A 25,520-nucleotide genomic window follows, 5' to 3' on the forward strand; every position below is an offset into this window, starting at 1 on the left:
CCATCACGCACCGAGAGCGGACGGCTCAGGGGGTCGTCATGGTCGAGACGCTGCTCATCACCGCCGCGGCGGTCGGCTCCGCCGCGGTCGTCTACGTCGCCGCCGCGGCCCGCGTCGTCAAGCAGTACGAGCGGGGCGTGGTCTTCCGCCTCGGCCGACTGCGGGGCGTCCCCAGAAAGCCCGGCTTCACCATGGTCGTCCCCGGCGTCGACCACATCCGCAAGGTCAACATGCAGATCGTGACGATGCCCGTCCCGGCACAGGAGGGCATCACCCGCGACAACGTCACCGTACGTGTCGACGCGGTCGTCTACTTCAAGGTCGTCGACGCGGCCAACGCGATCGTGCAGGTCGAGGACTATCGGTTCGCCGTCTCCCAGATGGCCCAGACCTCCCTGCGGTCCATCATCGGCAAGAGCGACCTCGACGACCTCCTCTCCAACCGCGAGAAGCTCAACCAGGGCCTGGAGCTGATGATCGACAGCCCCGCCGTGGAGTGGGGTGTCACGATCGACCGGGTCGAGATCAAGGACGTCTCCCTGCCCGACACCATGAAGCGCTCCATGGCCCGCCAGGCGGAGGCCGACCGGGAACGCCGTGCCCGCATCATCAACGCGGACGCGGAGCTCCAGGCGTCGAAGAAGCTGGCCGAGGCGGCGAAGGAGATGTCCGACACCCCCTCCGCGCTCCAACTCCGCCTGCTCCAGACGGTGGTGGCGGTGGCCGCCGAGAAGAACTCCACCCTCGTCCTGCCCTTCCCGGTGGAACTCCTCCGCTTCCTGGAACGATCCCAGGCCGGCCCCCCGCCGGACCCCCCGCCGACGCTTCCCCAGGCACCCCCGGCGTCTCCCCCCGCCCCACCCTCCCCGCCCCCTCCGACCGGGTGACACGGAGGACGACTCCGCTCCCGACCTCTACGCGCGTGGTTCACGTGGCGTTGACCGCGTGATACACACAGGCGGGTCACATCCTGTCCGCCAACAGGAAGGTTTCCCCGTGTCAGTGACCCGCCGTCAGGCCCTCGCCCGCTCGGGTGCCGGTATCGCAGGCATCGCGTTCACCGGAGCCCTCTCCGAGCTCTTCGTGGGCACGGCCGCCGCGCAGAGCACCCTCGGCCACTCCGGCTACGGCCCCCTGATCCCCGACCCGAACCACCTGCTCGACCTGCCGAAAGGTTTCCGCTATCGGGTCCTCTCCCGCGAGGGCGACCCCCTCCGCTCGGGCGAGGGAACGGTGCCCAGCAACCACGACGGCATGTCCGCCTTCCCCGGCAGACACGGTCGCGTCCACCTCGTCCGCAACCACGAGAACCGCCACAACGGCCGGATCCCGGTCCCCACGATCGAGGGCCTCACCTACGACCCGGCGGGCAAGGGCGGCTGTACGTCCCTCACGCTCGACGCCCGGGGCAAGGTCCTCTCGGAACAGGTCGCCATCGCCGGCACGGCGGTCAACTGCGCGGGTGGGCCCACCCCTTGGGGCACCTGGCTGACCTGCGAGGAGAACGAGGACAAGGCCGGCACCAACGGCTACACCAAGGACCACGGCTTCATCTTCGAGGTCGACGCGGCCGACCCGCGGCGCTCGGGAGCCGTGCCGCTCACCGCGATGGGCCGCTTCCAGCACGAGGCGATCGCGGTGGACCCCAAGCGGGGAGTCGTCTACGAGACGGAGGACGCCTTCGAGCGGCCCTTCGGTCTCTTCTACCGCTTCCTGCCCGACAGGCCCAAGGGTGGCCTCGGTTCGCTGCGCGCGGGCGGCCGTCTCCAGGCGATGCGCGTCCCGGGCGTCCCCGACCTCTCCCCCATCCAGGAGCCGGGAGCCTGCTTCGACGGCATCGAGTGGGTCGACGTCCCCGACCCCCTGGCCGCCCAGACCGCCATCCGCCACCAGGACTTCGGCCCCAAGGGCATCACCCACGCACAGAAGCTGGAGGGCTGCTACTGGGGCGGCCGCTGCGTCTACTTCGTCTCCTCCTTCGCCCGCAGCTCGGACGGTTCGGCCGCCGACCACTACGGTCAGATCTGGCGCTACGACCCCGACCACCGCACCCTCACCCTGGTCATCGCCTTCGGCCCCGACACCGACCTCCAACTCCCCGGCGAGTCCCCCGACAACATCTGCCTCGCCCCCTCCGGCGGCCTCATGGTCTGCGAGGACGGCAACGGCGCGCAGCACGTCTACGGCGTGACCCGCCGCGGCGAGGTCTACGCCATGGCCCGCAACGCCCAGAACATCGGCACCGCGGAGGAACCCGAATGGGGCGAGTTCGCGGGCGTCACCTTCTCCCCCGACGGCGAGACGATGTACGTCAACTGCTACACCCCGGGCACGACCTTCGCGGTCACGGGCCCGTGGCGCCGGACATGACCCACTGACCCGGGGAACAAGTGACGCACTCCGAGGACCGGGAGCAGCAGGCGGCCGTCAGCCGTCTGCTGCTGTACCACCTGAACAGGCCCCTCTCCGAAGGCTGCCGCCTGCTCGGCGTCCTGCCCGCCCCGGGCGCCGTACGGATCGCCGTCCGCGCCGGTGACCACGAGGAGGGCATCACCTTCCTCTACGAGATCCCGCACGACGTCGTCGCCCCCGCGTACATCCCCGGCATCCTGCGCACCACCCTGGCCGGAACCCAGCTCTACAGCAGCAGCGACATCGGTGAGGTCATGGGGATGACGCTGATCCGGCTCCACCCGGAGCGGATCACCCCCGCCCCCGAGTCCGAGGAGGAGCGGACCCTCGGCGTGCTGCGCGCGCTGTCGGACCCCGGCGACGACGAGGACCCCTTCCTGATCGGCTTCCTGATGCGGGGCGACGGCCTGCTGCGGCTGTACGTGAGGCACCCCGACGGCACGCGTGTCATCGGCACCGACATCCGTCCCGCCGACGCCGTCACCGCCCTCATCTCCGCACTCCCCTCCCTCGTGGAGGAGGACGAACGGCACCGGCCCAGCCCCGACGACCCGCACTGCGATCTCCTCGTGGACCTCACCGACTGGTAGCGGCGGCGCGCGGCGAGCATGTACGGCACCGCGCCGTACACGCGTGTTCGATGGACAGTACGCGTAACCGTTCGTGACGCTGGGTGAGTTGATCGTGGGGAGATCCGACTCATCTGGAGGTGGCCGAGCATGGGTGTCGACTGGGAGCCGGACCCGTCCGACAGTCTCAAGACGTTCGGGGCGTTCGTGCAGGCGCTGCGCGAGCACCACGGCTACACGCGGGAGCAGTTCGCTCCGCTGGTGCGCTTCAGCGTGCACACGGTCGCCTCGATCGAGCTGGGCCGACGGATGGCGGACGAGGTGTTCGTGGAGCGCGCGGACCGGGTGCTCGGGGACACGGGCGCGCTGCGCAGGGCGGCGAAGCATGTCTCCCGGCAACCGGGCCTGGCGTCGTGGTTCCGCCGGTGGGCCCAGCTGGAACGGCACGCGGTGAGCCTGTGCACGTACGAGTGCCGGCTCGTGCCGGGCCTGTTGCAGCCGGAGTCGTACGTGCGGGCCCTGTGCGCCGAGGACGTCCCGCCGTTGCCCGACGACGAGTTGGAGGCCCTCGTCAGAGCACGCCTCCAGCGGCAGACACTGTTCCGCGACGAGCCCAGGACCACGTTCGACTTCGTCATCGAGGAGGCCGTGCTCATGCGGCGCCTCGGCGGCACGGACGTCTGCGTCGATCTGCTCGACCACCTGCTGGCGGCCGGCACGTTGCGCAACGTCACCCTTCAGATCATGCCAGCGCGCACCGAGCACCACGCCTGCCTGGCCGGCCCCATCCGCCTCCTCGAAACCCCTGACGCACAGCGGTACGCGTACTCCGAGGGTCAGGAGAGCGGGCGCCTGATCGCCGACAGGAAGGAGGTGGCCAAGCTCTCCCTGCGCTATGCCAGACTGCGTTCGCAGGCCCTCTCCCCGCAGGACTCCGTGGGCCTGTTGAAGAGAATGCGAGGAGAGCTATGAGCACCACCGCACCGCGCTGGACCAGGAGCAGCTACAGCAGTGCCCAGGGCGACGACTGCGTGGAAGTCGCCCCCCTCCCCTCCATCGTCCGCGTTCGTGACTCCAAGCGGCCCACCGGTCCCGCGCTCACCCTCTCCCACGCCGCCTGGGGTCCCTTCATCGCCCAGGCGGGTGACTTCGGAGCGGACTCCCCTGCGCTGGGCAGTTAAACCGACAGTCGGCTGACGTCATCGCCGTACTTTCGTGCGGTGATCAGTCCCGTACGAAGCATCGCCGCGCTCTGCGCACTCGGCGTCGCCCTGACCGCCTGCGGCACCCCGCACGCCTCGACGCGCATCGTCAACGCCACCGCCAGCCCGTCGGCGGCGTCTGCGTCCCGGCCGCCCACGCTCGCGCCGGGCCCCGCCGGGCTCACCCCGGTGTTCGAGCACGGTCCACGCAGCCGTACCGACAAGACCGTCGCGCTCACCTTCGACGCGGACATGACCGCGGATCAGGGCGAGCGGGCCGCTGCGGGAGAACGGTTCGACAATCCGGAGCTGATCGCGGCGCTGCGTCAGCTGAAGGTTCCGGCCACGCTGTTCATGACGGGGCGGTGGGTCGAGGAGTACCCGATCCAGGCGCGGTCCATCGGGCGGGACCCCCTGTTCGAGGTCGCGAACCACTCGTACAGCCATCACGCCTTCACCGAGAACTGCCACGGCCTGCCGACCATGGCGCCCGCGCGGATGCGGGCCGATCTGGAGCGGGCGTACCGCGTGTTCTGGGAGGCGGGGATCAGCGATCCGATGCCGTACTTCCGGTTCCCCGGCGGCTGCTACGACAGCCGCGCGCTGCGCAGGCTCAGCGCGTCCGGGGTGACGGCGGTGCAGTGGGACGTGACGAGCGGCGACGCGTTCGCGACGGACGCGGACGACGTGGTGCGGGATGTGCTGGACGGGGTGCGGCCGGGGTCCGTCGTGGTCATGCACTGCACACGGAGTGCCGCGCCGGTCACGGAGCGGGCCGTACGGAAGATCGTGCCGGCGCTCCGGGCGCGGGGTTTCCGGTTCGTGAAGGTGTCGGAGCTGGTCGGGACGGCGGCGGCGAAGGCCGTGGCGGCACCCTGAGCGCGTCCGGGCGCGGCCGCTCTACGCTGGAGGTATGAGCGACGACTATTGCGGCGGTGGCGGGGGGACGGCCGCGACACCGGATCCGGCGCGGGCCCTGGCGACGGAGGCCGCCGACGGCCCTCCCTTCGCCGAGTGCGTCCTGTGCCGGCAACCCACCGAGTACCCGGAGTCCCACAAGGGGATCACCCTGTGTCCGGTGTGCGAGTGGCGGGAGGCCGAGCGGGCTGCCTGCTCAGGCTGAGCGGCGCCTGGTCAGGGCGCAGGCCACGGCGGTCGCGGCCGCTGTGAGGAGCCCGGCCGCGAGCAGGGGCAGGACGGGGACGGGGATCGTCGCGTGCCGTGAGCCGTCGACCAGGGCCGTGACGGCCGCCCTGGCCGGGGAACCGGCCACCACCAGCGCCAGCAGCGCGCCGAGCATGAGCGCGGGGACCGCCCGGCCCGGCGATCGCAGCAACGGCCAGTTCGTGAGCGCGCCGACGGCCGTGCCGAGCAGGGCGCAGACGAGGGCGGCCAGCAGGCCCGCGCCGCCCGCCGGGAGTGCCTCGACGCGCGTCTGGTGGTCGGTGCTGGTGGGCGCGCTGATGAACGTGACGAGGACCGTGGCCGCCGTCCCGAGCAGCGCGGCCGCCGCGAACGCGACCAGGACGCAGGCCAGGTGCGCGCGTCCGGGACCGGCCGCAGCGCCGGTACAACTGCGGGCCGCGGGCGGCTCGTTGGTGACGCAGATCCGCGTCAGCCAGGCGGACACGGGCAGCAGAGCGGCGGCCGTGTAGCCGAGCGAGTCGAGCACCGGCTGTCCGCGCTGCACGCCGATGGCGAGGAACGCCGCGTACAGGATGACGGGCGGCAGCCAGCGCTGGGAACGGACGAGCAGGGCCGCCTGGTAGCGGAGGAGGGCGGTCATCAGGAGCTTTCCAGTTCCGGGGCCGGGGCCGAGGCCGGGGATGGGGCCGGGGCCGGGGATGGGGCCGAGACCGAGACCGAGGTCGGGGCCGGGGTCGGTGTCTGGGTTGGGGCCGCAGGGGCGGGCACGTCGGCCGCCTCGGGCACGTCGGCCCGCTCAGGCACCTCGGCCGCCTCGGCCCGCTCGGGCGCGTCGGCCGCCTCGGGCACCTCGGCCGTCCCGGGCACCGGGGCCACGCGCACCACATGCCAGGCCGGGCGTGCCCCCAGCAACGCCCTGAGGAGCGCGTCCGACCGGGCCGCCGGGACCGTAAAGTGGTGGGCTCCCGAACGGGATTCCTCCACCCCGGCCGCCAACCCGCCCACCTCGGACGGCACTTGGGCGCCTGCCGCTCCCCGCGCCTCGATCACGACGGCGGCACCCACCGAGGCGTCCCCTTCCTCCGACCGGAGGTCGAGCGCGCCGTCGACCACCGCGTACGTCGCGTCGGGAGCCCCCGCGAGCCGGCGCGGGTCGTGGTCGACGAAGACGGCCGCGGCACCGGCGGCGGTCCGCTCGACCACCACCCGCTCCAACTCCGCGCGGGCGTCGGTGTCCAGGCCGGTCCACGCCTCGTCGAGGACGAGCAACTCCGGTTCGGCGAGCAGCGCCTGGGCCACGGCGACCTTCTGGCTGCTGCCCTTGGAGAGCTCCGCCATCGGCGTACGGGCGTACTCGGCGGCCCCGAAGCGCTCCAGCCACACGTGGGCGGCGCGGGCGGCGGACGGGCGGTCCAGGCCGTGCACGGCACCGAGGTGGGTGAGGTACCCGGCGGCGGTGAACGGCAGCGCGGCGGGGAAGCGTTCGGGGACGTACGCCGTCCGCGGGCGTCCCGTCACCCGCCCCTCCGTGGGCGCGTCGAGCCCGGCGAGGACGCGCAGCAGGGTCGACTTCCCGGTGCCGTTCGCGCCCTCCACCCGGATCAGCGCGCCGGTGGTGATCTCCAGGTCGACGCCGCGCAGCACCCAGTCGCCACGGAAGCCGTACCGGCGGCCGACCCCCTCCAGCCTCAGCAGTGACTCACGTTCCATCCCCCCATCCTCGTACAGGCGAGCGAGCGGGGGCGGGGGAACGCGTCCCGTGCCTGGCAGACTGGGCGGGTGACCTCCAGTGACGCCCCTCAGGACAGCCCCACTCAGGACAGCCCCTTCCGCGACGAGCGGACCTCCCGCGACGAGGCACCGCAGTTCGTGCTGCCGCTGGTCGCGCACATCGAGAAGGCCTCGCCCCCGGCGCGCACGGATGCGCTGGAGACGGCGGCGCGGGCGGTGCTGGTGATGCTGAGCGACGCGCGGTCGCTGGGCGACGGGGAGTGGGCCGAGGCGATGCGGAGCTGGCAGGACGCCCGGATCCGCAAGGTGGTCCGGCGGGCGCGCGGCGCGGAGTGGCGGCGGGCCGAGGCGCTGCCGGGGATCACGGTGGCGGGCAAGGCGGCCGAGGTACGCGTGTTCCCGCCGGTCCCGCTCGACGGCTGGCCCAAGGACCTGGCCCGCCTCCAGGTCTCCGGCACGGACCTCGACGACCCGGAGCCGCCGGCCGACCCGGAACCCGTGGCCCCGGTCCTGTGGCTGAACCCCGAGGTGGAGATGTCGGCTGGCAAGGCGATGGCGCAGGCGGGCCACGGCGCCCAGCTCGCCTGGTGGGACCTGGACGACACGGCCCGCGCCGCCTGGCGGGACGCGGGATTCCCGCTCGCCGTCCGCACCGCCGCCCCCGCCCAGTGGCAGACCCTCACCACGGCCGGCCTCCCCGTCGTACGCGACGCCGGTTTCACGGAGGTCGCCCCGGGCTCCAGCACGGTGGTCGCGGACCACCGGCCGCTGCGCGGCTGAGCGGCGGCCGGCCCGAGCCCCCAGCCCCCAGCCGCGAGCCCGAGCCCCGAGCCCCGAGCCCCGAGCCCCGGTGAATCGTGTCCGCCTGAGCGGCCCGTCCTCAGGCGGCTCAAAGGCCGTTGAACAACTTCACCGCCCCGTGCGTACTTCCCGGTACTGGCCAAGCAACTGCTCCAACGACCAGTTGGCATCATCCGGGAGGATCACTTTGCCTCGTCTCAACGGCTCGGTCTACGCCGGCCTGGCTCTCGTCGTCACCGTCGGCGCGCTGTCGTTCCCGATGTGGTCCTACGCAGACCGTTCGGGCACCGCCCAGGCCAACATGGCTGCCAGCTCGGTGAACACTCAGTGGGGGCCGCTGACGGCCGCCGACCGGGACCTGATCATCCGTGTCCGGCTGGCGGGACTGTGGGAGCTGCCCGCCGCCGAGAAGGCCATGGCGCGGTCGAAGAGCCCCGAGGTCAGGGAGGCGGCGGACCACCTGATCGTGGGCCACAAGGACCTCGACGAGCGAGTGCGGAACGTCGCCACCCAGATGGGCGTCGAGCTGCCGAACGTGCCGAACGAGCAGCAGCAGGGCTTCCTCGCGCAGATGGACAACGCGACCGACGACCAGTTCGACCGGGTCTGGGCCAACCTGCTGCGCTCCGCGCACGGCAAGATCTTCCCGGCCATCGGGGCGATCCGGAACCAGACCGAGAACACCCTGGTGCGCCAGCTGGCCTCGGACACCAACCAGACCGTGCTCGACCACATCACGATGCTGGAGAAGACCGGCCAGGTCGACTTCGACGCGATCGCCAACGGCACGATCTGACGCGGCCCGTGGCCCCGCCCCCGGGCGGCGGCCCGGGACCCGACAGGCACAGCGACACCCCCGCGGTCACCTCCGCGCCCCAAGCAACAGTTCAGTCCCCAACGATCAGTTGGTTTCCTCCGGGAGGCTCATTTTGCGACGCTCCAAGGGCTCTGTGCTCGTCGCCCTGGCGATCGCCGGCACACTCACCGCGGTCGCCTACCCCATCTTCTACTCGTACCCCAACCGCAACGCCACGGCCGCGGCCGCGCTCACCGGTGACACGGTGACCACGCAGTGGGGGCCGCTCACCCCCGGCGACCGCGACCTGCTCATCCGTGTGCGGCTGGCGGGACTGTGGGAGCTGCCCGCCGGGCAGCAGGCACTGGAGCGCAGCGGCAGCGCGTCCGTCCGAGAGGCCGCCGACCACCTGATCGTGGGCCACACCGACCTCGACAAGCGGTCGCGGGTCATCGCGGCGAAGCTGGGCGTCGAGCTGCCGAACCAGCCGACGGCGGAACAGCAGGGCTGGCTGGACCAGATGACCGCCAGCAAGACCGAGGCCGAGTACAACAAGACGTGGGCGAACCTGCTGCGGGCCGCGCACGGCAAGATCTTCCCGGCGATCGCCTCCGTGCGGAACTCCACCCGCAACACGCTCATCCGTCAGCTGGCCTCCGACGCCAACCAGACCGTGCTGGACCACATCACGATCCTGGAGAAGACCGGCGAGGTCGACTTCGCGACGATCGCCGACAACTCGGTCAGCGGTACCGCGAGCCCCACCGGCCCGCCGCCGCCCGTCCCCGGCCAGCTGCCGCCCGCCGCGCCCCCGGCGGTGCCGTCCACCAACCCGGACGTGCAGTCCAAGCCGTCGCCCTTCGAGTCGGGGGCGGTCCCCACCGGTCGTCCCGACCCGGAGGAGATCAACAAGGACCAGGGGCAGCCGCAGGTCCAGTAGAAAGCTCAAATGTTGCTCTGAAGGTCCCCTCCTCGGGGTTCGGCCCCGGCTGTCGGGGCCATGACTCCGTCACGCCGGAACACAGGTCCGCCGTAAGGAGACACACAGGGTCCTGGTGAAGCCGTGGCCGACGTGACCGAGGAGGGGACGGGGACGATGGAGCAGATCGCACAGTTGGGGACGGGGATCGGCTGGCGGCCGGAGATCGCCGACGCCGTGGAGCGCATGGCCGGAGCGGACGGCGGTGTCGACTGGGTCGAGGTCGTCGCCGAGAACGTCTGTCCCGGCCACATCGCGGAATCGTTGCTGCGCCTGCGCGAGCGGGGCGTCACGGTCGTGCCGCACGGCGTCTCCCTCGGTCTCGGCGGCGCCGACCGCCCCGACGCGCAGCGCCTGCGCTCCCTGGCGGAGCGCGTGGAGGCACTGGGCGCCCCCCTCGTCACCGAGCACATCGCCTTCGTCCGGGCGGGCGGCGCCCTCACCGCGTCACCGCTGCTGGAGGCCGGCCATCTGCTGCCGGTGCCGCGCACCCGGGACGCGCTGGACGTGCTGTGCGAGAACGTCCGGATCGCCCAGGACGCGCTGCCGGTGCCGCTGGCGCTGGAGAACATCGCGGCGCTCATCAACTGGCCGGGCGAGGAGATGACGGAGGGGCAGTTCCTCTACGACCTCGTCGACCGCACCGGCGTCCGGCTCCTCATCGACGTGGCGAACCTGCACACCAACCACGTCAACCGGGGCGAGGACCCCGCCAAGGCGCTCGACGAGCTGCCGGTCGAGGCCATCGCGTACGTCCATGTCGCGGGCGGCTTCGAGCGCGACGGGGTCTGGCACGACAGCCACGCCCACCCCGTCCCGCAGCAGGTCCTCGACGTCCTCGCCGACCTCGCCTCCCGGGTCGCCCCGCCGGGCGTGCTCCTGGAGCGCGACGACAACTTCCCCGAGCCGGGCGAGCTGGAGCGGGAGCTGGGGGCGATCCGAGGGGTGCTGAAGAAGGCCGAGCCGAAGGCGGCCGAGGCCGTACCGGCGGCCGGTGGGGCAGCGGTCGAGGAGGCCGAGCCCGTCGCCCGGCAGCGGCTCGGGCTGGCGCAGGCGGCGCTGCTGTCGGCGCTGGTCGCGGGGACCCCGGTGCCCGAGGGGTTCGACCGGGTGCGGCTGAGCGTCCAGGCGCGGGCCCTCGCCGCCAAGCGGGCGGACGTGGTGGCCAAGGTGGCGCCGGAGCTCCCGGAGATCCTCGGAGCGTCGTACCGGCCGGCCTTCGTCGCGTACGCGCAGGGCCACCCGATGACCGACGGCTACCGGCGGGACGCCCTGTCCTTCGCCGAGCACGTGCTGCTCACGGGCCGCCCGGACGACGCGGCCGTCCTGCGCGAGGTGCGCCGCTGGTGGCTGGAGCGCTCGGGTCCCGTGCCGCTCTCCCAGCGGCCGACGGCCCGGCTGGCCCGCGCGACCCGCAGGGTGCTGCTGCGCCGGTGAGGCGAGGGGTTCGGCCGAGGGGATGTGCTGCGATTAACAGACCCATGTCCCCCACACGGGTTTACCGTCCCGTGCGCCATGGTTTGGCGTGATTCGCCCACCCCTTCGCGCGCCCCATCCGACGGTGTTTGTCCCCTCCTCAACCGTTCCTCCTCATACGGCAGTTGGCACGGACCGGGCAGTAACATGCCGGTGTGTAGGCCGACAAGCACCCGTTGCGCACCAGCGTGCGGTGCCGTGCGCAGGAGGCACCATGCGAACCACCAACGGCAGAGGGGGACTGTTCAGTGGCACAGGACTCATCGTCGCCGGACTGACGGCGACACTCATCGCGCTGCTCTTCCCGATCTGGTCGTACGCGGACCGCTCCGGCACCGGCGTGAGCGTGCTCAACGCCTCCACCGTGACGACGCAGTACGGCCCGCTGTCCGCCCTGGACCGGGACTTCGTCACCAAGGTCAGACTGGCGGGGCTCTGGGAGCTGCCGGCCGGACAGCAGGCGCAGACCAAGGGCACCACCCAGGCCGTCCGCACCGCCGGGGAGCATCTCGTCGAGGGGCACACCTTCCTCGACGCGCGGGTCCGCGACGTGGCCTCCCGCCTCGCGCTGCCCCTGCCCAACCAGCCGAGCGACCAGCAGAAGGCATGGCTGGACACGCTGACGGCGGCGCAGGGCGAGGCCTACGACCGCGAGTTCGCCAACATCGCGCGCCTCGCGCACGGCAGGGTCTTCTCCGTCGTCGCCCAGGTCCGGGCGACCACCCGCAACTCGCTGGTCCGCGAGCTGGCCGACGACGCCAACACCACCGTCCTCGACCACATCAAGGCGCTGGAGGCCACCGGGCTCGTCGACTACGACGCGATCGCCCGCGACGCCGCCTCGGCGAGCGCCCCGCCCCTCACCAACTCCCCCACGCCGCCGACCCCGTTGAACGACCCGGGCTCCCCCGTCCCCGTGACCCCGTCGCCCGCCCCGTCACAACCGGACCCGTCGCCGACCTACACCCTGCCCCCGGCCGCCAACGGCCCGGTGGACGACGGCTGACGCCGGACGCGGCAGCCCCGGCGGACGCCCGCGGCTCCGCCCGCCCGCCGCCCGACGGTCCTGGCAATTGCGGGCCGCGACGGCGACCAAACGGAAGAGAGCGGCCACCTTCCCTGCGGATTACGGACAACGCCCGGTGCGGCCCGGGGCCGGCGCATAGAAACACGCCATGCTCTGGGTCCTCTTCCTCCTGCCGGCCTGGGCCGCCGCCGGCGTGTCCTGTGCCCGACTCTGTCTCACCTCGATGCGCGCGGCGGCGGCCGACTCCGACGTCCACGTCGACCACGCCCACCACTGCCACCGGCTCACGCTGTACGAGGCGGCGTTCCTCTCCGGCGGCCCGGCCCGCGTCGCCGACCTCACCCTGGTCTCCATGGCCGGCCGGCGCAGGCTCCTGCTCGCGCACACCGGCTGGGTGACGGTGGTGGACCCGCAGGGACGGGACGACCTGGAGCGCTCCGTCATCGGTGCGATAGGCCCCGGCGGTCAGGCCCGGATAGCGCCCGTACGGCGGACCGCCGCGGCCGCGGATCCCGTACGCCGTCTCTCCGACCGGCTCGTCGCGGCGGGGCTGGCCGTGCCCGACGCCGCGCGCACGGGCGTGGCCGACGCGGTCACGCAGGTACGGGGCGCCGCGCTGGGCGTGTGCGTGCTGGGGGCGCTGGCGTTGATGCTGCCCGCGCAGGGGTTCGAGGAGCACCGGACGCTGGTCGCGCTGTGGTTCGCGCTGCCGCTGGTGCTGACGCTCAGCTGTCTGGTCATCGCACGGGTCGAGCGGCTGCCGGGCACACGGTGGGCGACACCGGAGGGGATGCGGGTGCTGCGGACCATCGCCGGCCGGGGCGGAGGCGACCTGGCGGACCTCGTCTCCGTGGCGGTCTGGGGCGTCGGCGCGGTCGGGTCCCCGGAACTGCGGGCGGCGTTCGAGCAGCGGCAGTGACGGCGACACTCCCCGACAGTCCTTTACATTCGCCCCGTATGCCGCCAAACATCCCTTTGTCGCTGTCGTGCTTCGGAGGGATTCGCCATGCGGGCTGCCGTTCTCCACGGGACCGTCGGGGCGGTGGTGCTGAGCTGCCTCGGTGCCGCGCCACCCGCCGAGAGGGATCTGAGCCGGACGGCGGCGGAGTCGGTCGCCGTCGCGGCCGCGCGGGCCGCCGACGAGGGCATCCGGTTCGGCCCGTGCCCGGTGGCGGAGGGGCTGCCGGACGAGGTGCGGTGCGGAACCTTCGAGGTACCGCTCGACTACGCGCGGCCGGGCGGCCGGCAGATCTCGCTGACCGTCAGCCGGATCGAGGCCCGGCGCAAGGACGCGCAGGGGCGGAAGGTCGCCCGGCAGGGGGCGCTGGTGTTCAACCCGGGCGGGCCCGGCGCCTCCGGGATGTTCTTCCCGCTCGTCGGTCATCTCCCGGAGTGGAAGCGGCTCGGCGCCGCCTACGACCTCGTCGGCTACGCCCCGCGCGGGGTCGGCCGCTCGGCGCCGCTGTCCTGCCAGGACCCGGCGCGACTGCACCGGGGGCCCGCACCGGCGCCGACGCACCCCTCGGAGTCGTACAAGAAGGAACGCGTCGCACGCGCCAAGGCGTACGCGCGGGACTGCGCGCGGCGGGGCGGGAGCGCGCTGCGGCACTACCACTCCCTCAACAACGCCCGTGACCTGGACGTCCTGCGCGCCGCGCTCGGCGAACCGCGGCTGACGTTCCTGGGGGCGTCGTACGGGACGTACCTCGGGGCGCTGTACGCGGCCCTGTTCCCCTCCCACGTGCGCCGGATGGTCTTCGACTCGGTCGTGAACCCGGCCCCCGAGCAGATCTGGTACCGCAACAACCTCGACCAGTCGGCCGCGTTCGAGGGGCGCTGGGCGGACTTCCGGGCCTGGGTCGCCAGGCACCACCGGGTCTACGGGCTGGGCGACACCCCGTACAAGGTGCTGCGCAGCTACGAGCGGGCGGCAGCGCGGCTGGCCGACCGGCCCGCCGCCGGCACGGTGGGCCCGGCCCAGCTGCAGGGCGCGTTCCTCCAGGCCGCGTACTACGACGATCTCTGGCCGCAGCGCGCCCTGGCGCTGGCCGCGTATCTGAAGGGCGACCCGAAGCCGCTCGTCCAGATCGCCGGCCCGTACCCGGAGGCAGCCGTCGAGCAGGAGAACGCGAAGGCCGTCTACACGGCCGTCGAGTGCAACGACGCGCCCTGGCCCACGCGGTGGAGCGACTGGGACCGCGACAACACCCGGCTCGCGCGGACCGCGCCCTTCGAGACCTGGGACAACGTGTGGACGAACCTGCCCTGCGCCTACTGGAGCGGCCCCCGGCAGCGGCCGCTCGACGTACGGACCGGACCGGGCGAGCTGCCGCCGACGCTGATCCTGGCGGCCGAGCGGGACGCGGCCGCGCCCTACGACGGCGCGATCGAACTGCACCGGCGCCTCTGGGGGGCGGCCCTGGTGACCGAGCGGGACGCGGGGAACCACGGGGTCGCGGGAGGCACGAACAGGTGCGTCAACGGCTACCTGGAGGCGTACCTGTTGGAGGGACGGGTCCCGGACCGGAGGGCCGCGTGCGCGGGTCGGCCGGAGCCGAGCGCCGCCCGCCCCAAGGCCGTCGGGAAACCGCGGGCCGTCGGGGAACTGCGGGCCGCCGGTGGTTGATCGCGCAGTTCCCCGCGCCCCTTACGGGGCCTAGGCGAGGCCCGCCACCAGCTCCGCCACCGACTTGCGGCGGCCCGTGTAGAACGGGACCTCCTCGCGGACGTGCATCCGGGCCTCCGAGGCGCGCAGGTGCCGCATGAGGTCGACGATGCGGTACAGCTCGTCGGCCTCGAAGGCGAGGATCCACTCGTAGTCGCCGAGCGAGAAGGAGGCCACCGTGTTGGCCCGGACGTCCGGGTAGCCGCGGGCCATCTTGCCGTGGTCGGCGAGCATCCGGCGGCGGTCCTCGTCGGGCAGCAGGTACCAGTCGTAGGAGCGCACGAAGGGGTAGACGCTGACGTAGTCGCGGGGCGTCTCGTCGGCGAGGAACGCCGGGATGTGCGAGCGGTTGAACTCGGCGGGGCGGTGCAGCGCCATGTTCGACCACACCGGGGTGAGCGCGCGCCCGAGGCGGGTGCGGCGGAAGAGGTTGTACGCCTCCTGGAGCTGGTCGGCGGTCTCGGCGTGCCACCAGATCATGACGTCGGCGTCGGCGCGCAGCCCCGACACGTCGTACGTACCGCGGATGGTCACGTCCTTGGCGGCGAGCTGGTCGAACAGCTCCTGGACCTGGTCGGCGTACCCGGCGCGGTCCTCCGGCAGTACGTCCTTCAGCTGGAAGACGGACCACAGCGTGTAACGGATGACCTCGTTGAGGTCCTTGGCCAGCTTGCCCTTGTTCGGGATCCGGCCGGACTCGGTGGTGGGGGCGTCGTCGCTCATGGGTCTCATTCTCCCGCTCCGCCGTGGAGGCTCTGCACCGGGTGGGCCGTGAGCTGCCGCACCGCGCGCAGGTCACCGTGGATCTGGTCGACCGCGGCGGCGGCGCTCGCGACGCACGCCGGGATGCCGACACCGTCGTACGCCGCGCCGCAGACCGCTAGGCCGGGCAGCTTGCCGAGGTGCTCGCGCAGACGGGCCACGCGCGCGTGGTGGCCGACCGGGTACTGCGGCAGGCCGTCGTCCCAGCGGGTCACGCGGGTCTCCACCGGGACGGCGGACAGACCGGTGGCCTCCCGCAGGTCGGTTCTCGACACCTCCACCAGGCCGGCGTCGTCGCGCTCCAGGATCGCCGTCTCGCCGTACCGGCCGACCGAGGTGCGCAGCACCAGCAGGTCCGGGTTCCGCTGGGCGATCCAGCCCCACTTCTGGGAGGCGAACGTGGACGCCTTGATGGTGCGGCCGTCGACCGGCGGCACCAGGAACCCGCTGCCCTCGGGAAGGGTGACGTCGGCGCGGCGGTAGGCGAGGGTGACCAGGGCCATCGAGGCGTACTCGACGGCCGCCAGCTCGGCGGCGGCCGCGGGCGCCTCGGCCCGCAGCAGGCCGGCGGCGGCCGGCGCGGGGACGGCCACGACGACGGCGTCGGCGTGCAGGACACGGGCGTCGGCCCCGGTGTCCCCCGTACCGGCGACGACGCGCCAGCCGCCCGAGGACCGCCGGCGCAGTTCTGTGACAGGGGCGCCGGTGAGGATCTCGGCGCCGCGTGCCCGCACCGACTCGGCCACGGCGAGCGGCAGTTGCCCCACCCCGCCCTCGATGCCCATGAACACCGGCCCCGTCTGCTGAGCGGCGGCCGCTCGCTCCTGGATGCCCCGGACGGCCTCGGTGAGGGAGGTGTGGGTCCGGGCGGCCTCGAAGAGCTGCGGGACGGCCGAGCGCAGGGAGATGCGGTAGGCGTCGCCGGCGTAGACCCCGCCGAGCAGCGGCTCCACCAGGCGGTCGACGACCTCGCGGCCGAGGCGGGCGGCCACGTACTCGCCCACCGCGACGTCGTCGCCGATCTCGGTGCGCGGCAGGTCGGCGTCGCGCGCGATACGTGCGAGGCCCTCGTCGGACAGGACCCCGGCCAGGGCGGAAGCGGTGCCGGGAACGCCCATGACGTGGCCCTTGGGCATGGGGCGCAGGGCGCCCCGGGTCCAGAGGGAGGCGGTGGCGGTGGCGGGTGGCTGGAGCCGGTCGGCGAGGCCGACCTCCCGGGCGAGGGCGACCGCCTCGGGCCTGCGGGCCAGGATCGACTCGGCGCCGAGGTCGACGCGGGCGCCCGCGATCTCACCCGGCAGCAGCTTGCCGCCGACCCGGTCCGAGGCCTCCAGGACGGTCACTCTCGCGCCCCGGTCCAGCAGTCCGTGCGCGGCGGCCAGCCCCGCGACACCGGCCCCGATGACGACGACATGGCCGGCGTCGCGCCCGGCCTCCGTACCCGATCCGCTCATGGTTCCACCCTCTCAGACGTCACTGACAGTCATGGCGCCGGTCCCGCCCGCCCGGCGGCTCGGCCGTGGCCCGGCCGAGTCCCGACCGTGACCGCTTCGCGACTGCCTCCGCCCAACGTTCCGGTCCGCTCCGGCGTCAAAGGACCGTCAGCACGACAGACAGGCTTTTCTCGACGCCCGGGGGGCACACAGCAATGGCCGACACACTCGTACGACGTTCCCGGCGGCCCGCAGGGGCCCTGGCGGCCCTGTTCCTCGCCGCCGCCCTGGCGGTCACGGGCTGCACGGCCCGCGACTCCGGGGCCGACTCGGCCAAGAGCGGCACGAGCGACCGCGGCATGGCCCGCCAGGAGGGCGCCCTCGCCGACCAGAGCGGTAACAGCGACTCCTCCGGCGGGGGCAAGAACTCCGACGCGCCGCCGAGCGTCAGCCCGAGCCACATCATCCGCACCGCCACCCTGACCGTGCGGGTCAAGGACGTACCGAAGGCCCTGGACGAGGCCCGCACCACCGTCGAGGGCGTGGGCGGGTTCGTGGGCAGCGAGTCCACCACCCGGGACGGCAAGGACCGCGAGCGCACCCGGGTCGTCCTGCGGGTGCCCGCCGAGAAGTACGAGGAGGTCCTCACCGAGCTGGAGGGCACCGGCAAGCTGATCGAGCGGAAGACGAAGGCCGAGGACGTCACCGACCAGGTCGTCGACGTGGAGAGCCGCATCAAGACGCAGCGGGCGAGCGTGGCCCGCATCCGGGAGCTGATGGACCGGGCGACCAAGCTCGGCGACGTGGTCACCCTGGAGGGCGAGCTGAGCACACGTCAGGCCGACCTGGAGTCCCTGCTGGCCCAGCAGAAGTCCCTGAAGGACCGCACCAGCCTGGCCACCATCACGCTCTCCCTGTCCGAGACCGCGGTGAAGAAGGCGCCCGAGGACGACGACCCCGGTTTCGTGGACGCGCTCTCGGGCGGCTGGAACGCGTTCGTCGCCGTCTTCCGCTGGCTGGCCATGGCGCTCGCCGCGATCCTCCCCTTCGCGGTGGCGACCGCCTTGGTGCTGTTCGTGTGGTACCGCCTCACCCGCTCCCGCCGGCCCGTGCCGGCGACGGCGGGAGCCGCCGTGTCGCTCCCGGCCGCCGCGCCGGACGAGACCGAGCGCCAGGAGCCGGCGTCGCGGGAGGAGGGTCAGGGGCGGCAGGAGCGGGAGTGACATGAGCCCGGCGGGTGGGTCCCCCGTAGCGTGTTCCCCATGAACACGAGCCGCGCTGAAGCACGTTCGAGGGAACGCCTGGTGGTCGTCGGAGGCGACGCGGCGGGCATGTCCGCCGCGTCGCAGGCACGCCGGCTGAAGGGCCCCGACGACCTGGAGATCGTGGCGTTCGAACGGGGCCACTTCACCTCGTTCTCGGCGTGCGGCGTCCCCTACTGGGTGGGCGGCGACGTCCCCGAGCGGGCCGACCTCATCGCCCGCTCGCCCGAGGAGCACCGGGCCCGGGACATCGATCTGCGGATGCGCACGGAGGTCGTGGAGATCGACGTCGAGGGCTCCCGCGTGCGGGCGCGGGACCTCGAAGCGGGCACCGAGTCCTGGACCGCGTACGACAAGCTCGTCATCGCGACCGGCGCCCGCCCGGTCCGCCCCGACCTGCCGGGCGTCGACGCGCCGGGGGTGCACGGCGTGCAGACCCTGGACGACGGCCAGGCCCTGCTGGACACGCTGACCGCCACCGAGGGCCGTCGCGCGGTGGTCGTCGGCGCGGGATACATCGGCGTGGAGATGGCCGAGGCGCTCATCAACCGGGGGTACGAGGTCACGGTCGTCAACCGCGGCAGGGAGCCGATGTCGACCCTGGACCCCGACATGGGCCGCCTGGTGCACAAGGCCATGGAGGGCATGGGCATCACCATGGTCGACGACGCCGAGGTCACGGCCCTGCGGACCGGCGACGACGGCCGCGTCCGCGCGGTCGCCACCGAGGACGCCGAGTACCCGGCGGACGTGGTGGTGCTGGGGATCGGCGTGACCCCGGAGACGGAGCTGGCGCGGGCGGCGGGGCTGCCCGTGGGCGACCACGGCGGCCTTCTCACCGATCTCGCGATGCGTGTGCGGGGCCACGCGGACATCTGGGCCGGCGGCGACTGCGTCGAGGTCCTCGACCTGGTCTCGGGCCGCGAGCGGCACATCCCGCTGGGCACGCACGCCAACAAACACGGCCAGATCATCGGCGCCAACGTCGGCGGCGGCTACGCCACGTTCCCCGGTGTCGTCGGCACCGCCGTCAGCAAGGTCTGCGACCTGGAGATCGCCCGCACCGGGCTGCGCGAGAAGGACGCCGACCGGGCCGGGCTCCAGTACGTCACCGTCACCGTCGAGTCCACGAGCCGCGCGGGCTACTACCCGGGGGCCGCCCCCATGACGGTGAAGATGCTCGCCGAACGCCGCACCGGCCGTCTCCTCGGCGTCCAGATCGTCGGCCGGGAGGGCGCGGGCAAACGCGTCGACATCGCGGCGGTGGCCCTCACCGCGGGCATGACGGTGGAACAGATGACCGCGCTCGACCTCGGCTACGCCCCGCCCTTCTCCCCGGTCTGGGACCCGATCCTGGTGGCGGCGCGAAAGGCGACGGCGGCGGTGAGGTCGGGCGCTTCCTGAGCCGGGCGCCTGTGAACCCAGGGGCACGGCCTCCAGGGGCGCGGGGAACTGCGCGACCAGCCACGAATCACCCGCACCCGGCAACGCACAGCACCCCCACGGCGCTCCCCCGGCTCCCCGTCACACGGCTGACGTACCGGTGATCCGATCGATGGCCTGCCGCGCCTGATCCGCCGGCGGCCGCGACGGCAACGAGGACACCGACGCGGCGGACGTCATCGCGGACGTCACCGCGGCGGGCGGCGCCGTCGGCGCCGAGGCCGGCTTCGCGTGCGCCGCCGGCCGGGCCGACCGCAGGCGATGGCTCACGGCCTCGTCCAGCGTCACCGGCCGCTGCATCCGCGCGGCCAGCCGCCCCGCCTCCTGGCCGAGCGCGGCCACGTCCTCCCAGGGCAGCCGCACCACCAACGAGATCTCGGCCTCACCATCAGGGGTGGCGTGCATCGCCGGGGCAACTCGGTCGTTCATCGCCTGTTCCTTACGTAGATACATAGATCCGCGGTTGAGAACTCATACGCACCACCCACCCCGTACGTTCACCGGCCACCGACCCGCCTGATTCCGGCCCCGTATCGCGGGCACAAGTCCGGTGTGGTCATCCCCGTCCATGACGTGAACCCCGTGCGCCGCACGCCCTATGTGACCTACGCGCTCATCGCCGCGAACGTCTTCGTCTTCGTCTTCATGCCGGGCCTCGCCGGGGCCGTGCCGGGCGACAGCGCGGCGGTCCGGCTGTGCCACACGCAGGCGTTCCTGGAGCAGTACGCGGCGATACCGCAGGAGTTGATCCACCATCAGCTGCCGCGGCTGGTGCCGACCGGCGAACTCGCCCCGTCGGGCGGCTGCGCGCTGGGCCCGCCGGGCTACGACAAGTCGCCCGCGCTGTCCGTCCTCACCGCGCTGTTCCTGCACGGCGGCTGGCTGCACCTGCTGGGCAACATGCTGTTCCTGCTGATCTTCGGCAACAACATCGAGGACCGGCTGGGCCACGTCCGCTTCGCGCTGTTCTACGTGGCCTGCGGGTACGCGGCGTCGTACGGCTACGCCTTCCTCAACGCCGGCTCCGCGGACCCCCTGATCGGCGCGTCCGGGGCGATCGCCGGGGTGCTCGGCGCGTATCTCGTCCTCTACCCGAAGGCCCGGGTCTGGATCCTCGTCCCGTTCCTGCTCTTCCTGCCGCTGAGACTGCCCGCCTGGCTGGTGCTGGGCTCCTGGTTCGTGCTCCAGGCCGTGTACTCCTCCGACGAGGGTGTCGCCGACGTCGGCACCGTGGCGTACGCGGCCCATCTCGTCGGCTTCGTCGCCGGCATGCTCCTGGCCTGGCCCCTGCGCCCGGGGACCCCGCCCCCGCCCGAGCCGCGCGGCCTGCTGTTCGGCAGACGGGCGCGGCCGGGCTGGTGACCGGGCGCGTCTAGCGCGCGGTCTGCGTGTGGACGTACTCCACGAGCCGGGTCAGGGCGTCCGGGTCGGTGCTGGGCATGACGCCGTGGCCGAGGTTGAAGACATGGCCCTCCAGGCCGGCGGCGGAGTCGAGGACCTCGCGGGTCTTGGTCTCGACGGCCTGCGTGCCGGCGAACAGGACGGTCGGGTCGAGGTTGCCCTGGAGCGCCTTGCCGGGGCCGACGCGGCGGGCGGCCTCGTCGAGCGGGACGCGCCAGTCGACGCCCACGACGTCCGCGCCGGCCTCGCCCATGAGGCCCAGCAGCTCACCGGTGCCGACGCCGAAGTGGATGCGCGGGACGCCGTACCCGGCGACGGCGTCGAAGACCTTCGCGGAGGCGGGCAGCACCGAGCGGCGGTAGTCCGCCGGGGCCAGCGCTCCGGCCCAGGAGTCGAAGAGCTGGACGGCGGAGGCGCCCGCCTCGATCTGGACCTTGAGGAACGCGGAGGTGATCCCGGCGAGGCGGTCGAGCAGGTCGGCCCAGAGCTCGGGGTCGCCGTACATCATCGCCTTGGCGTTCTCGTACGTGCGGGACGGGCCGCCCTCGACGAGGTAGCTGGCGAGGGTGAAGGGGGCGCCGGCGAAACCGATGAGGGGGGTCGCGCCGAGTTCGGCGGTGAGCAGGCCGATGGCCTCGGTGACGTAGGAGACGTCGTCGGGGGTCAGATCGCGCAGCTGGGCGAGGTCGGCGCGGGTGCGGATCGGCTTCTCGACGACGGGGCCGACGCCGGGCTTGATGTCGAGGTCGATGCCGATGGCCTTGAGCGGGACGACGATGTCGCTGAAGTAGATCGCCGCGTCCACCCGGTGCCGGCGGACCGGCTGCAGGGTGATCTCGGTGACCAGCTCGGGCCGCATGCACGACTCCAGCATGGGGATGCCCTCGCGCGCCTTCAGGTACTCGGGCAGCGAGCGCCCGGCCTGCCGCATGAACCACACCGGTGTGTGCGGCACGGGCTCGCGCCTGCACGCCTTCAGGAAAGCTGAGTTGTACGTGGCGGTCGGCTGGTGGCCCGAGGGGCTGGCGTTGGCACTCACGACGCAAAGTCTCGCACGCCCGCTTGACAGCTCGGGCCCGGGCCGGGGACGGCCGGGACCCGCGCTCGCGCGGTCGGCGCCCACGGCCGCCGGCGGGGCCCGCGTTCGCTCAGCGCGATCCGACCGTGACCCAGCGCACGGGTGTCTTGCCCTCCGCAGGGGCCCCGTTCCCCTTAATGTTCCGGCATGGCTGCGGCTCAGGGACGACTGTCGGACGGCGCTGGCGGGATGGACGACGCGAAGGAGGGGGAGCGCGATGCGAGTCAGACGGCACCGCTGCCGTTCCGCTCCGCCGTCGAAGCGCTGCGGGTCACACGGCTGCGGCCGGAGATCGAGATCGAGTCGACGAAGCCGCCCCAGCGGCTCGCCCCGTACGCGTACGCCCTGGAGGCCGCGGTCGTCGAGGGCGAGGAGGATCTGGCGGACGGCCGGCTGGTGCTGCTGCACGACCCGGCGGGGCACGACGCCTGGCAGGGCACGTTCCGGCTGGTGACGCTGGTCCGGGCGGAGCTGGAGCCCGAGATGGCGGCCGACCCGCTGCTGCCGGAGGTGTGCTGGTCCTGGCTGACGGGCGCGCTGCAGTCCCGGGGGCTGTCGTACGGGGAGCCGAGCGGGACGGTGACGCGGGCCGGCTCGCACTACTTCGGCGGGCTGGCGGCGCGGCCGGCCGTGTCGCAGATCGAGATCCGGGCGTCGTGGACCCCGCGCGAGGTCATGGGCGGGGTTCCCGACACCGCCGCGCATCTCGCCTCGTGGTGCGATCTGCTCGCCCAGATCGCGGGTCTGCCCCCGGCCGTCGACCCCGGGGACGCGGCGGTGGTGTCGCTGCCGCAGCGGCGGGGTCCGCAGTCCCGCTGACCCCTCTCCCCCTCAGGTGTTCTTCTCAAGGACCGTGCTCTGCGGAGCACGGTCCTTTTCGTCGGCTCTTCACTCTCATCACTTTGTCGATACGGCCACTTTCGGCCTCGTATCGACATGAAGCGACACCGTTCGATCTTCGAATGATCGAAGATTTGTCCGAATTGAACGTATTGTTACTCACCAGATCGTGATCATTCTCTAAAGGAGCAGAGGTTTGATGCCGAAGACCTCTGTGACCTTGAAAGCACGGTTCGTCCCGGCTTCGACCCCACGAGCCCAGCGAGCCGGCCCCCGTCCCGCACCCAGGAGGCCTGGTGTCCGTTCTCCTCGAGCAGCCCGCAAGCCTGGTCGCCTACCGTCCGAACAAGCCGACCGCGATGGTGGTGGTGGCGGATCCCCGGGTCCGGTCCACCGTGACCCGCCACCTGTGGGCTCTCGGGGTCCGCGACGTGATCGAGGCCTCGTCCATCGCCGAGGCCCGCCCCCGCGTCGGGAACCCCCGTGACATCTGCGTAGCAGACGTCCACCTGCCGGACGGTTCCGGCCTGACACTCCTCTCCGAGACCCGCGCGGCGGGGTGGCCCAACGGCCTCGCCCTCTCCGCCGCCGACGACATCGGTGCCGTACGCAACGCCCTGGCGGGCGGTGTGAAGGGATACGTCGTCACCGGCACCCGCACCAACATCGGACTGCCCACCCGCCCGGGTGCCGCTCCCATCGGCTCCGCCGCCCGTATGCACCGCCGTCCCCCGGGCGCCCCGAGCCACCCGGGCGGCTACCGGGAGCTGTCGGGACGTGAGGTCGAGGTACTGCGCCTGGTCGCGGAGGGACAGTCGAACAAAGCGATCGGCGTCTCCATGGGCCTGTCCGCGCTCACGGTCAAGAGCCACTTGGCCCGAATCGCACGCAAGCTCGGCACCGGCGACCGTGCCGGAATGGTGGCGGTGGCCCTGCGCACCGGGATCATCCACTGACGCCGGGGGTGCCGGAACGGCGAGAGGCCGGGATTCCTCCCGCTCGTCCGGTCCCTCCAGGTTCGCCGGGAACATTCACTGACACGTGTGACACGTGACCGGTTTACGACCCCGCAAGGCCCGTCGGCGGAACGTTCCGTCGGCGGGCCATGTCCATACACGGATACCCTTGACAGGTGACCGACGCCCAAGAGACCGCAGCAGACAGGACCCTGCGAACCACCGGAGGCGCCCCTCCGGACGACGGCGGATCCTCTGAAGCGGGGGCGCCGATCCCTCTGCTGGAGCCGAGGGACGGCATTCCGGCCGTGATCGCCGACGAGTCCTCGCTCGCCGACGTGATCGCCGCGTTCGCCGCCGGCTCCGGCCCCGTCGCCGTGGACGCCGAACGCGCGTCCGGTTATCGCTACGGTCAGCGGGCCTATCTGGTGCAGCTGCGCCGCGAGGGCGCGGGCACCGCGCTCATCGATCCCGTCGCCTGCCCCGACCTCTCCGGCCTCGGCGAGGCCCTCTCCGGCGTGGAGTGGGTGCTGCACGCGGCCACCCAGGATCTGCCCTGTCTGCGCGAGATAGACATGGTGCCGACGCGGATCTTCGACACCGAGCTGGCCGGACGGCTCGCCGGGTTCCCCCGGGTCGGCCTCGGCGCGATGGTCGAGGGCGTCCTCGGCTACGTCCTGGAGAAGGGCCACTCCGCGGTCGACTGGTCCACCCGCCCGCTGCCCGAGCCGTGGCTGCGCTACGCCGCGCTCGACGTGGAGCTGCTGGTGGACCTGCGGGACGCCCTGGAGAAGGAGCTGGACCGGCAGGGGAAGCTGGAGTGGGCGCGGCAGGAGTTCGACGCGATCGCGTCCGCGCCGCCCGCCGAACCGCGCAAGGACCCCTGGCGGCGCACGTCCGGGATGCACAAGGTGCGGCGGCGCCGGCAGATGGCGGTCGTGCGGGAGATGTGGGAGGCACGGGACCGCATCGCCCAGCGTCGGGACGTCTCGCCGGGGAAGGTGCTGAGCGACGCGGCGATCGTGGAGGCGGCGCTGGCCCTGCCGGTCAACGCGCACGCGCTGGCCGCGCTGACCGGGTTCGGGCATCGGATGGGGCGGCGGCAGCTGGAGCAGTGGCAGGCCGCGGTGGACCGGGCCAGGGCCCTGCCGGACACCGCGCTGCCGGCGCACGGGCAGCCGGTGACCGGTCCGCCGCCGCCGAAGGCGTGGGCCGACAAGGATCCGGCGGCGGCGGCGCGGCTGTCCGCGGCGCGGGCTGGGGTGAGTGCTCTTGCCGAGCAGCTCGCCATGCCTCAGGAGAACCTGATCACGCCGGACACGGTGCGGCGGCTGTGCTGGGAGCCGCCGGTCACGGCCGACGCCGAGTCGATCTCCGCGGCGCTGGCCGGGTACGGGGCTCGGGCCTGGCAGGTGGAGCTGGTGACGCCGGTGTTGGTGGGGGCGATGCGGGCTGTGGCGAAGGTCAAGGGCGCGTAGTCGCCACAGGGGTGCTGTGGATGGGCGACTGCGGGTGCTTCGTGGCTGGTCGCGCAGTTCCCC

25 protein-coding genes and 1 pseudogene are annotated in these 25,520 nt (G+C 72.9%); 20 read left to right on the forward strand and 6 right to left on the reverse strand.

The features are described from left to right. Nucleotides 1–38 precede the first annotated feature (38 nt). The 7 genes from HW837_RS09920 (at nucleotide 39) to HW837_RS09950 (ending at nucleotide 5,306) form a co-directional block, all read left to right on the forward strand. The gene (locus HW837_RS09920; protein ID WP_093789604.1) at nucleotides 39–887 is read left to right on the forward strand and encodes a slipin family protein; all 849 of its coding nucleotides are present in this window, start codon (nucleotides 39–41) and stop codon (nucleotides 885–887) included. A gap of 115 nt (nucleotides 888–1,002) precedes the next feature. Beyond that, nucleotides 1,003–2,370 (forward strand): PhoX family protein, encoded by a 1,368-nt coding sequence (locus HW837_RS09925; protein WP_193380759.1) that lies wholly within the window; start codon nucleotides 1,003–1,005, stop codon nucleotides 2,368–2,370. A gap of 20 nt (nucleotides 2,371–2,390) precedes the next feature. After that, on the forward strand, nucleotides 2,391–3,002 hold the full coding sequence (locus HW837_RS09930; RefSeq protein WP_045559864.1) for a hypothetical protein: 612 nt from the start codon (nucleotides 2,391–2,393) through the stop codon (nucleotides 3,000–3,002). A 129-nt stretch (nucleotides 3,003–3,131) separates the two neighbouring features. Continuing rightward, nucleotides 3,132–3,953 carry a helix-turn-helix domain-containing protein gene (locus HW837_RS09935; RefSeq protein WP_060886990.1) on the forward strand — a complete coding sequence of 274 codons (822 nt, stop codon included), beginning with the start codon at nucleotides 3,132–3,134 and terminating at the stop codon, nucleotides 3,951–3,953. Then, nucleotides 3,950–4,162: a DUF397 domain-containing protein gene (locus HW837_RS09940; protein WP_045559866.1), complete on the forward strand. Its 213-nt coding sequence runs from the start codon at nucleotides 3,950–3,952 to the stop codon at nucleotides 4,160–4,162. Before HW837_RS09935 ends, HW837_RS09940 begins: the two co-directional genes overlap by 4 nt. 39 nt (nucleotides 4,163–4,201) lie before the next feature. Beyond that, the gene (locus HW837_RS09945; RefSeq protein ID WP_045559867.1) at nucleotides 4,202–5,062 is read left to right on the forward strand and encodes a polysaccharide deacetylase family protein; all 861 of its coding nucleotides are present in this window, start codon (nucleotides 4,202–4,204) and stop codon (nucleotides 5,060–5,062) included. 34 nt (nucleotides 5,063–5,096) lie between these two features. Then, entirely contained in the window at nucleotides 5,097–5,306 is a 210-nt protein-coding gene (locus tag HW837_RS09950) for a hypothetical protein (RefSeq protein WP_045559868.1), read from the forward strand. On the opposite strand, the gene HW837_RS09955 is transcribed toward HW837_RS09950, so the two are convergent. Then, on the reverse strand, nucleotides 5,298–5,969 hold the full coding sequence (locus HW837_RS09955) for a hypothetical protein (RefSeq protein WP_045559869.1): 672 nt from the start codon (nucleotides 5,967–5,969) through the stop codon (nucleotides 5,298–5,300). The two genes, HW837_RS09950 and HW837_RS09955, sit on opposite strands and share 9 nt — an antisense overlap. Before the next feature lie 224 nt (nucleotides 5,970–6,193). Continuing rightward, nucleotides 6,194–7,039: pseudogene (locus tag HW837_RS09960) on the reverse strand (ABC transporter ATP-binding protein); the annotation flags it as partial. A gap of 69 nt (nucleotides 7,040–7,108) precedes the next feature. Between HW837_RS09960 and HW837_RS09965 the strand changes: the two are divergent. The 7 genes from HW837_RS09965 (at nucleotide 7,109) to HW837_RS09995 (ending at nucleotide 14,765) form a co-directional block, all read left to right on the forward strand. Further along, nucleotides 7,109–7,840, forward strand: coding sequence for a peptidyl-tRNA hydrolase (locus HW837_RS09965; RefSeq protein WP_045559870.1), 732 nt, complete (start codon nucleotides 7,109–7,111; stop codon nucleotides 7,838–7,840). A 208-nt stretch (nucleotides 7,841–8,048) separates the two neighbouring features. Next, complete coding sequence (locus HW837_RS09970; protein WP_045559871.1) at nucleotides 8,049–8,657, forward strand: DUF4142 domain-containing protein; 609 nt, start codon at nucleotides 8,049–8,051, stop codon at nucleotides 8,655–8,657. A gap of 133 nt (nucleotides 8,658–8,790) precedes the next feature. Then, nucleotides 8,791–9,597 (forward strand): DUF4142 domain-containing protein, encoded by an 807-nt coding sequence (locus HW837_RS09975; RefSeq protein WP_045559872.1) that lies wholly within the window; start codon nucleotides 8,791–8,793, stop codon nucleotides 9,595–9,597. A 156-nt stretch (nucleotides 9,598–9,753) separates the two neighbouring features. Beyond that, nucleotides 9,754–11,073, forward strand: a complete 1,320-nt coding sequence (locus HW837_RS09980; protein ID WP_045559959.1) for an MbnB/TglH/ChrH family RiPP precursor modification enzyme — start codon at nucleotides 9,754–9,756, stop codon at nucleotides 11,071–11,073. Between the two features lie 253 nt (nucleotides 11,074–11,326). Beyond that, the gene (locus HW837_RS09985) at nucleotides 11,327–12,118 is read left to right on the forward strand and encodes a DUF4142 domain-containing protein (protein WP_045559873.1); all 792 of its coding nucleotides are present in this window, start codon (nucleotides 11,327–11,329) and stop codon (nucleotides 12,116–12,118) included. Nucleotides 12,119–12,287: 169 nt separating this feature from the next. Further along, entirely contained in the window at nucleotides 12,288–13,058 is a 771-nt protein-coding gene (locus HW837_RS09990; RefSeq protein WP_193380725.1) for a TIGR04222 domain-containing membrane protein, read from the forward strand. An 87-nt stretch (nucleotides 13,059–13,145) separates the two neighbouring features. After that, nucleotides 13,146–14,765 (forward strand): alpha/beta hydrolase, encoded by a 1,620-nt coding sequence (locus HW837_RS09995; protein ID WP_193380724.1) that lies wholly within the window; start codon nucleotides 13,146–13,148, stop codon nucleotides 14,763–14,765. Between the two features lie 30 nt (nucleotides 14,766–14,795). On the opposite strand, the gene hemQ is transcribed toward HW837_RS09995, so the two are convergent. Together hemQ and hemG are read right to left on the reverse strand one after the other, a co-directional pair. Further along, nucleotides 14,796–15,527 carry a hydrogen peroxide-dependent heme synthase gene (gene hemQ / locus HW837_RS10000; RefSeq protein ID WP_193380723.1) on the reverse strand — a complete coding sequence of 244 codons (732 nt, stop codon included), beginning with the start codon at nucleotides 15,525–15,527 and terminating at the stop codon, nucleotides 14,796–14,798. Between the two features lie 5 nt (nucleotides 15,528–15,532). Continuing rightward, on the reverse strand, nucleotides 15,533–17,020 hold the full coding sequence (gene hemG / locus HW837_RS10005) for a protoporphyrinogen oxidase (protein WP_193380722.1): 1,488 nt from the start codon (nucleotides 17,018–17,020) through the stop codon (nucleotides 15,533–15,535). Nucleotides 17,021–17,214: 194 nt separating this feature from the next. Between hemG and HW837_RS10010 the strand changes: the two genes are divergently transcribed. Together HW837_RS10010 and HW837_RS10015 are read left to right on the forward strand one after the other, a co-directional pair. Further along, the gene (locus HW837_RS10010; protein ID WP_193380721.1) at nucleotides 17,215–18,222 is read left to right on the forward strand and encodes a DUF4349 domain-containing protein; all 1,008 of its coding nucleotides are present in this window, start codon (nucleotides 17,215–17,217) and stop codon (nucleotides 18,220–18,222) included. Nucleotides 18,223–18,261: 39 nt separating this feature from the next. Then, entirely contained in the window at nucleotides 18,262–19,665 is a 1,404-nt protein-coding gene (locus tag HW837_RS10015; protein ID WP_045559879.1) for an FAD-dependent oxidoreductase, read from the forward strand. 120 nt (nucleotides 19,666–19,785) lie between these two features. Here HW837_RS10015 and HW837_RS10020 read toward each other — a convergent pair whose 3' ends face one another. Then, a complete protein-coding gene (locus tag HW837_RS10020; RefSeq protein ID WP_177261826.1) occupies nucleotides 19,786–20,133 on the reverse strand; it encodes a hypothetical protein in 348 nt (115 codons plus the stop codon). Between the two features lie 123 nt (nucleotides 20,134–20,256). Here HW837_RS10020 and HW837_RS10025 point away from each other — a divergent pair, with 123 nt between their 5' ends. Next, a complete protein-coding gene (locus tag HW837_RS10025) occupies nucleotides 20,257–21,066 on the forward strand; it encodes a rhomboid family intramembrane serine protease (protein ID WP_045559881.1) in 810 nt (269 codons plus the stop codon). A gap of 10 nt (nucleotides 21,067–21,076) precedes the next feature. On the opposite strand, the gene hemE is transcribed toward HW837_RS10025, so the two are convergent. Further along, nucleotides 21,077–22,144 (reverse strand): uroporphyrinogen decarboxylase, encoded by a 1,068-nt coding sequence (gene hemE / locus HW837_RS10030; protein WP_045559882.1) that lies wholly within the window; start codon nucleotides 22,142–22,144, stop codon nucleotides 21,077–21,079. Nucleotides 22,145–22,330: 186 nt separating this feature from the next. Between hemE and HW837_RS10035 the strand changes: the two genes are divergently transcribed. The 3 genes from HW837_RS10035 (at nucleotide 22,331) to HW837_RS10045 (ending at nucleotide 25,457) form a co-directional block, all read left to right on the forward strand. Then, nucleotides 22,331–23,002, forward strand: a complete 672-nt coding sequence (locus HW837_RS10035) for a DUF3000 domain-containing protein (protein ID WP_078853669.1) — start codon at nucleotides 22,331–22,333, stop codon at nucleotides 23,000–23,002. A gap of 317 nt (nucleotides 23,003–23,319) precedes the next feature. Then, complete coding sequence (locus HW837_RS10040; RefSeq protein WP_033529424.1) at nucleotides 23,320–23,979, forward strand: helix-turn-helix transcriptional regulator; 660 nt, start codon at nucleotides 23,320–23,322, stop codon at nucleotides 23,977–23,979. A 176-nt stretch (nucleotides 23,980–24,155) separates the two neighbouring features. Beyond that, nucleotides 24,156–25,457 (forward strand): ribonuclease D, encoded by a 1,302-nt coding sequence (locus HW837_RS10045; RefSeq protein WP_177261825.1) that lies wholly within the window; start codon nucleotides 24,156–24,158, stop codon nucleotides 25,455–25,457. The last annotated feature ends 63 nt before the right edge of the window (nucleotides 25,458–25,520 follow it).

The organism is Streptomyces caniscabiei (assembly GCF_014930365.1).
GTDB lineage: Bacteria > Actinomycetota > Actinomycetes > Streptomycetales > Streptomycetaceae > Streptomyces > Streptomyces caniscabiei.

What these genes read in the sequence shown, in the direction of transcription:
- HW837_RS10010 (WP_193380721.1), top strand. Translation starts at nt 17,215, where the DNA reads ATGGCCGACACACTCGTACGACGTTCCCGGCGGCCCGCAGGGGCCCTG.
- hemQ (WP_193380723.1), bottom strand. Translation starts at nt 15,527, where the DNA reads ATGAGCGACGACGCCCCCACCACCGAGTCCGGCCGGATCCCGAACAAG.
- HW837_RS10015 (WP_045559879.1), top strand. Translation starts at nt 18,262, where the DNA reads ATGAACACGAGCCGCGCTGAAGCACGTTCGAGGGAACGCCTGGTGGTC.
- HW837_RS10020 (WP_177261826.1), bottom strand. Translation starts at nt 20,133, where the DNA reads ATGAACGACCGAGTTGCCCCGGCGATGCACGCCACCCCTGATGGTGAG.
- HW837_RS09935 (WP_060886990.1), top strand. Translation starts at nt 3,132, where the DNA reads ATGGGTGTCGACTGGGAGCCGGACCCGTCCGACAGTCTCAAGACGTTC.
- HW837_RS09985 (WP_045559873.1), top strand. Translation starts at nt 11,327, where the DNA reads ATGCGAACCACCAACGGCAGAGGGGGACTGTTCAGTGGCACAGGACTC.
- HW837_RS09955 (WP_045559869.1), bottom strand. Translation starts at nt 5,969, where the DNA reads ATGACCGCCCTCCTCCGCTACCAGGCGGCCCTGCTCGTCCGTTCCCAG.
- HW837_RS09920 (WP_093789604.1), top strand. Translation starts at nt 39, where the DNA reads ATGGTCGAGACGCTGCTCATCACCGCCGCGGCGGTCGGCTCCGCCGCG.
- HW837_RS09980 (WP_045559959.1), top strand. Translation starts at nt 9,754, where the DNA reads ATGGAGCAGATCGCACAGTTGGGGACGGGGATCGGCTGGCGGCCGGAG.
- HW837_RS09995 (WP_193380724.1), top strand. Translation starts at nt 13,146, where the DNA reads ATGCGGGCTGCCGTTCTCCACGGGACCGTCGGGGCGGTGGTGCTGAGC.
- HW837_RS09990 (WP_193380725.1), top strand. Translation starts at nt 12,288, where the DNA reads ATGCTCTGGGTCCTCTTCCTCCTGCCGGCCTGGGCCGCCGCCGGCGTG.
- HW837_RS09940 (WP_045559866.1), top strand. Translation starts at nt 3,950, where the DNA reads ATGAGCACCACCGCACCGCGCTGGACCAGGAGCAGCTACAGCAGTGCC.
- HW837_RS09950 (WP_045559868.1), top strand. Translation starts at nt 5,097, where the DNA reads ATGAGCGACGACTATTGCGGCGGTGGCGGGGGGACGGCCGCGACACCG.
- HW837_RS10035 (WP_078853669.1), top strand. Translation starts at nt 22,331, where the DNA reads ATGGCTGCGGCTCAGGGACGACTGTCGGACGGCGCTGGCGGGATGGAC.
- hemG (WP_193380722.1), bottom strand. Translation starts at nt 17,020, where the DNA reads ATGAGCGGATCGGGTACGGAGGCCGGGCGCGACGCCGGCCATGTCGTC.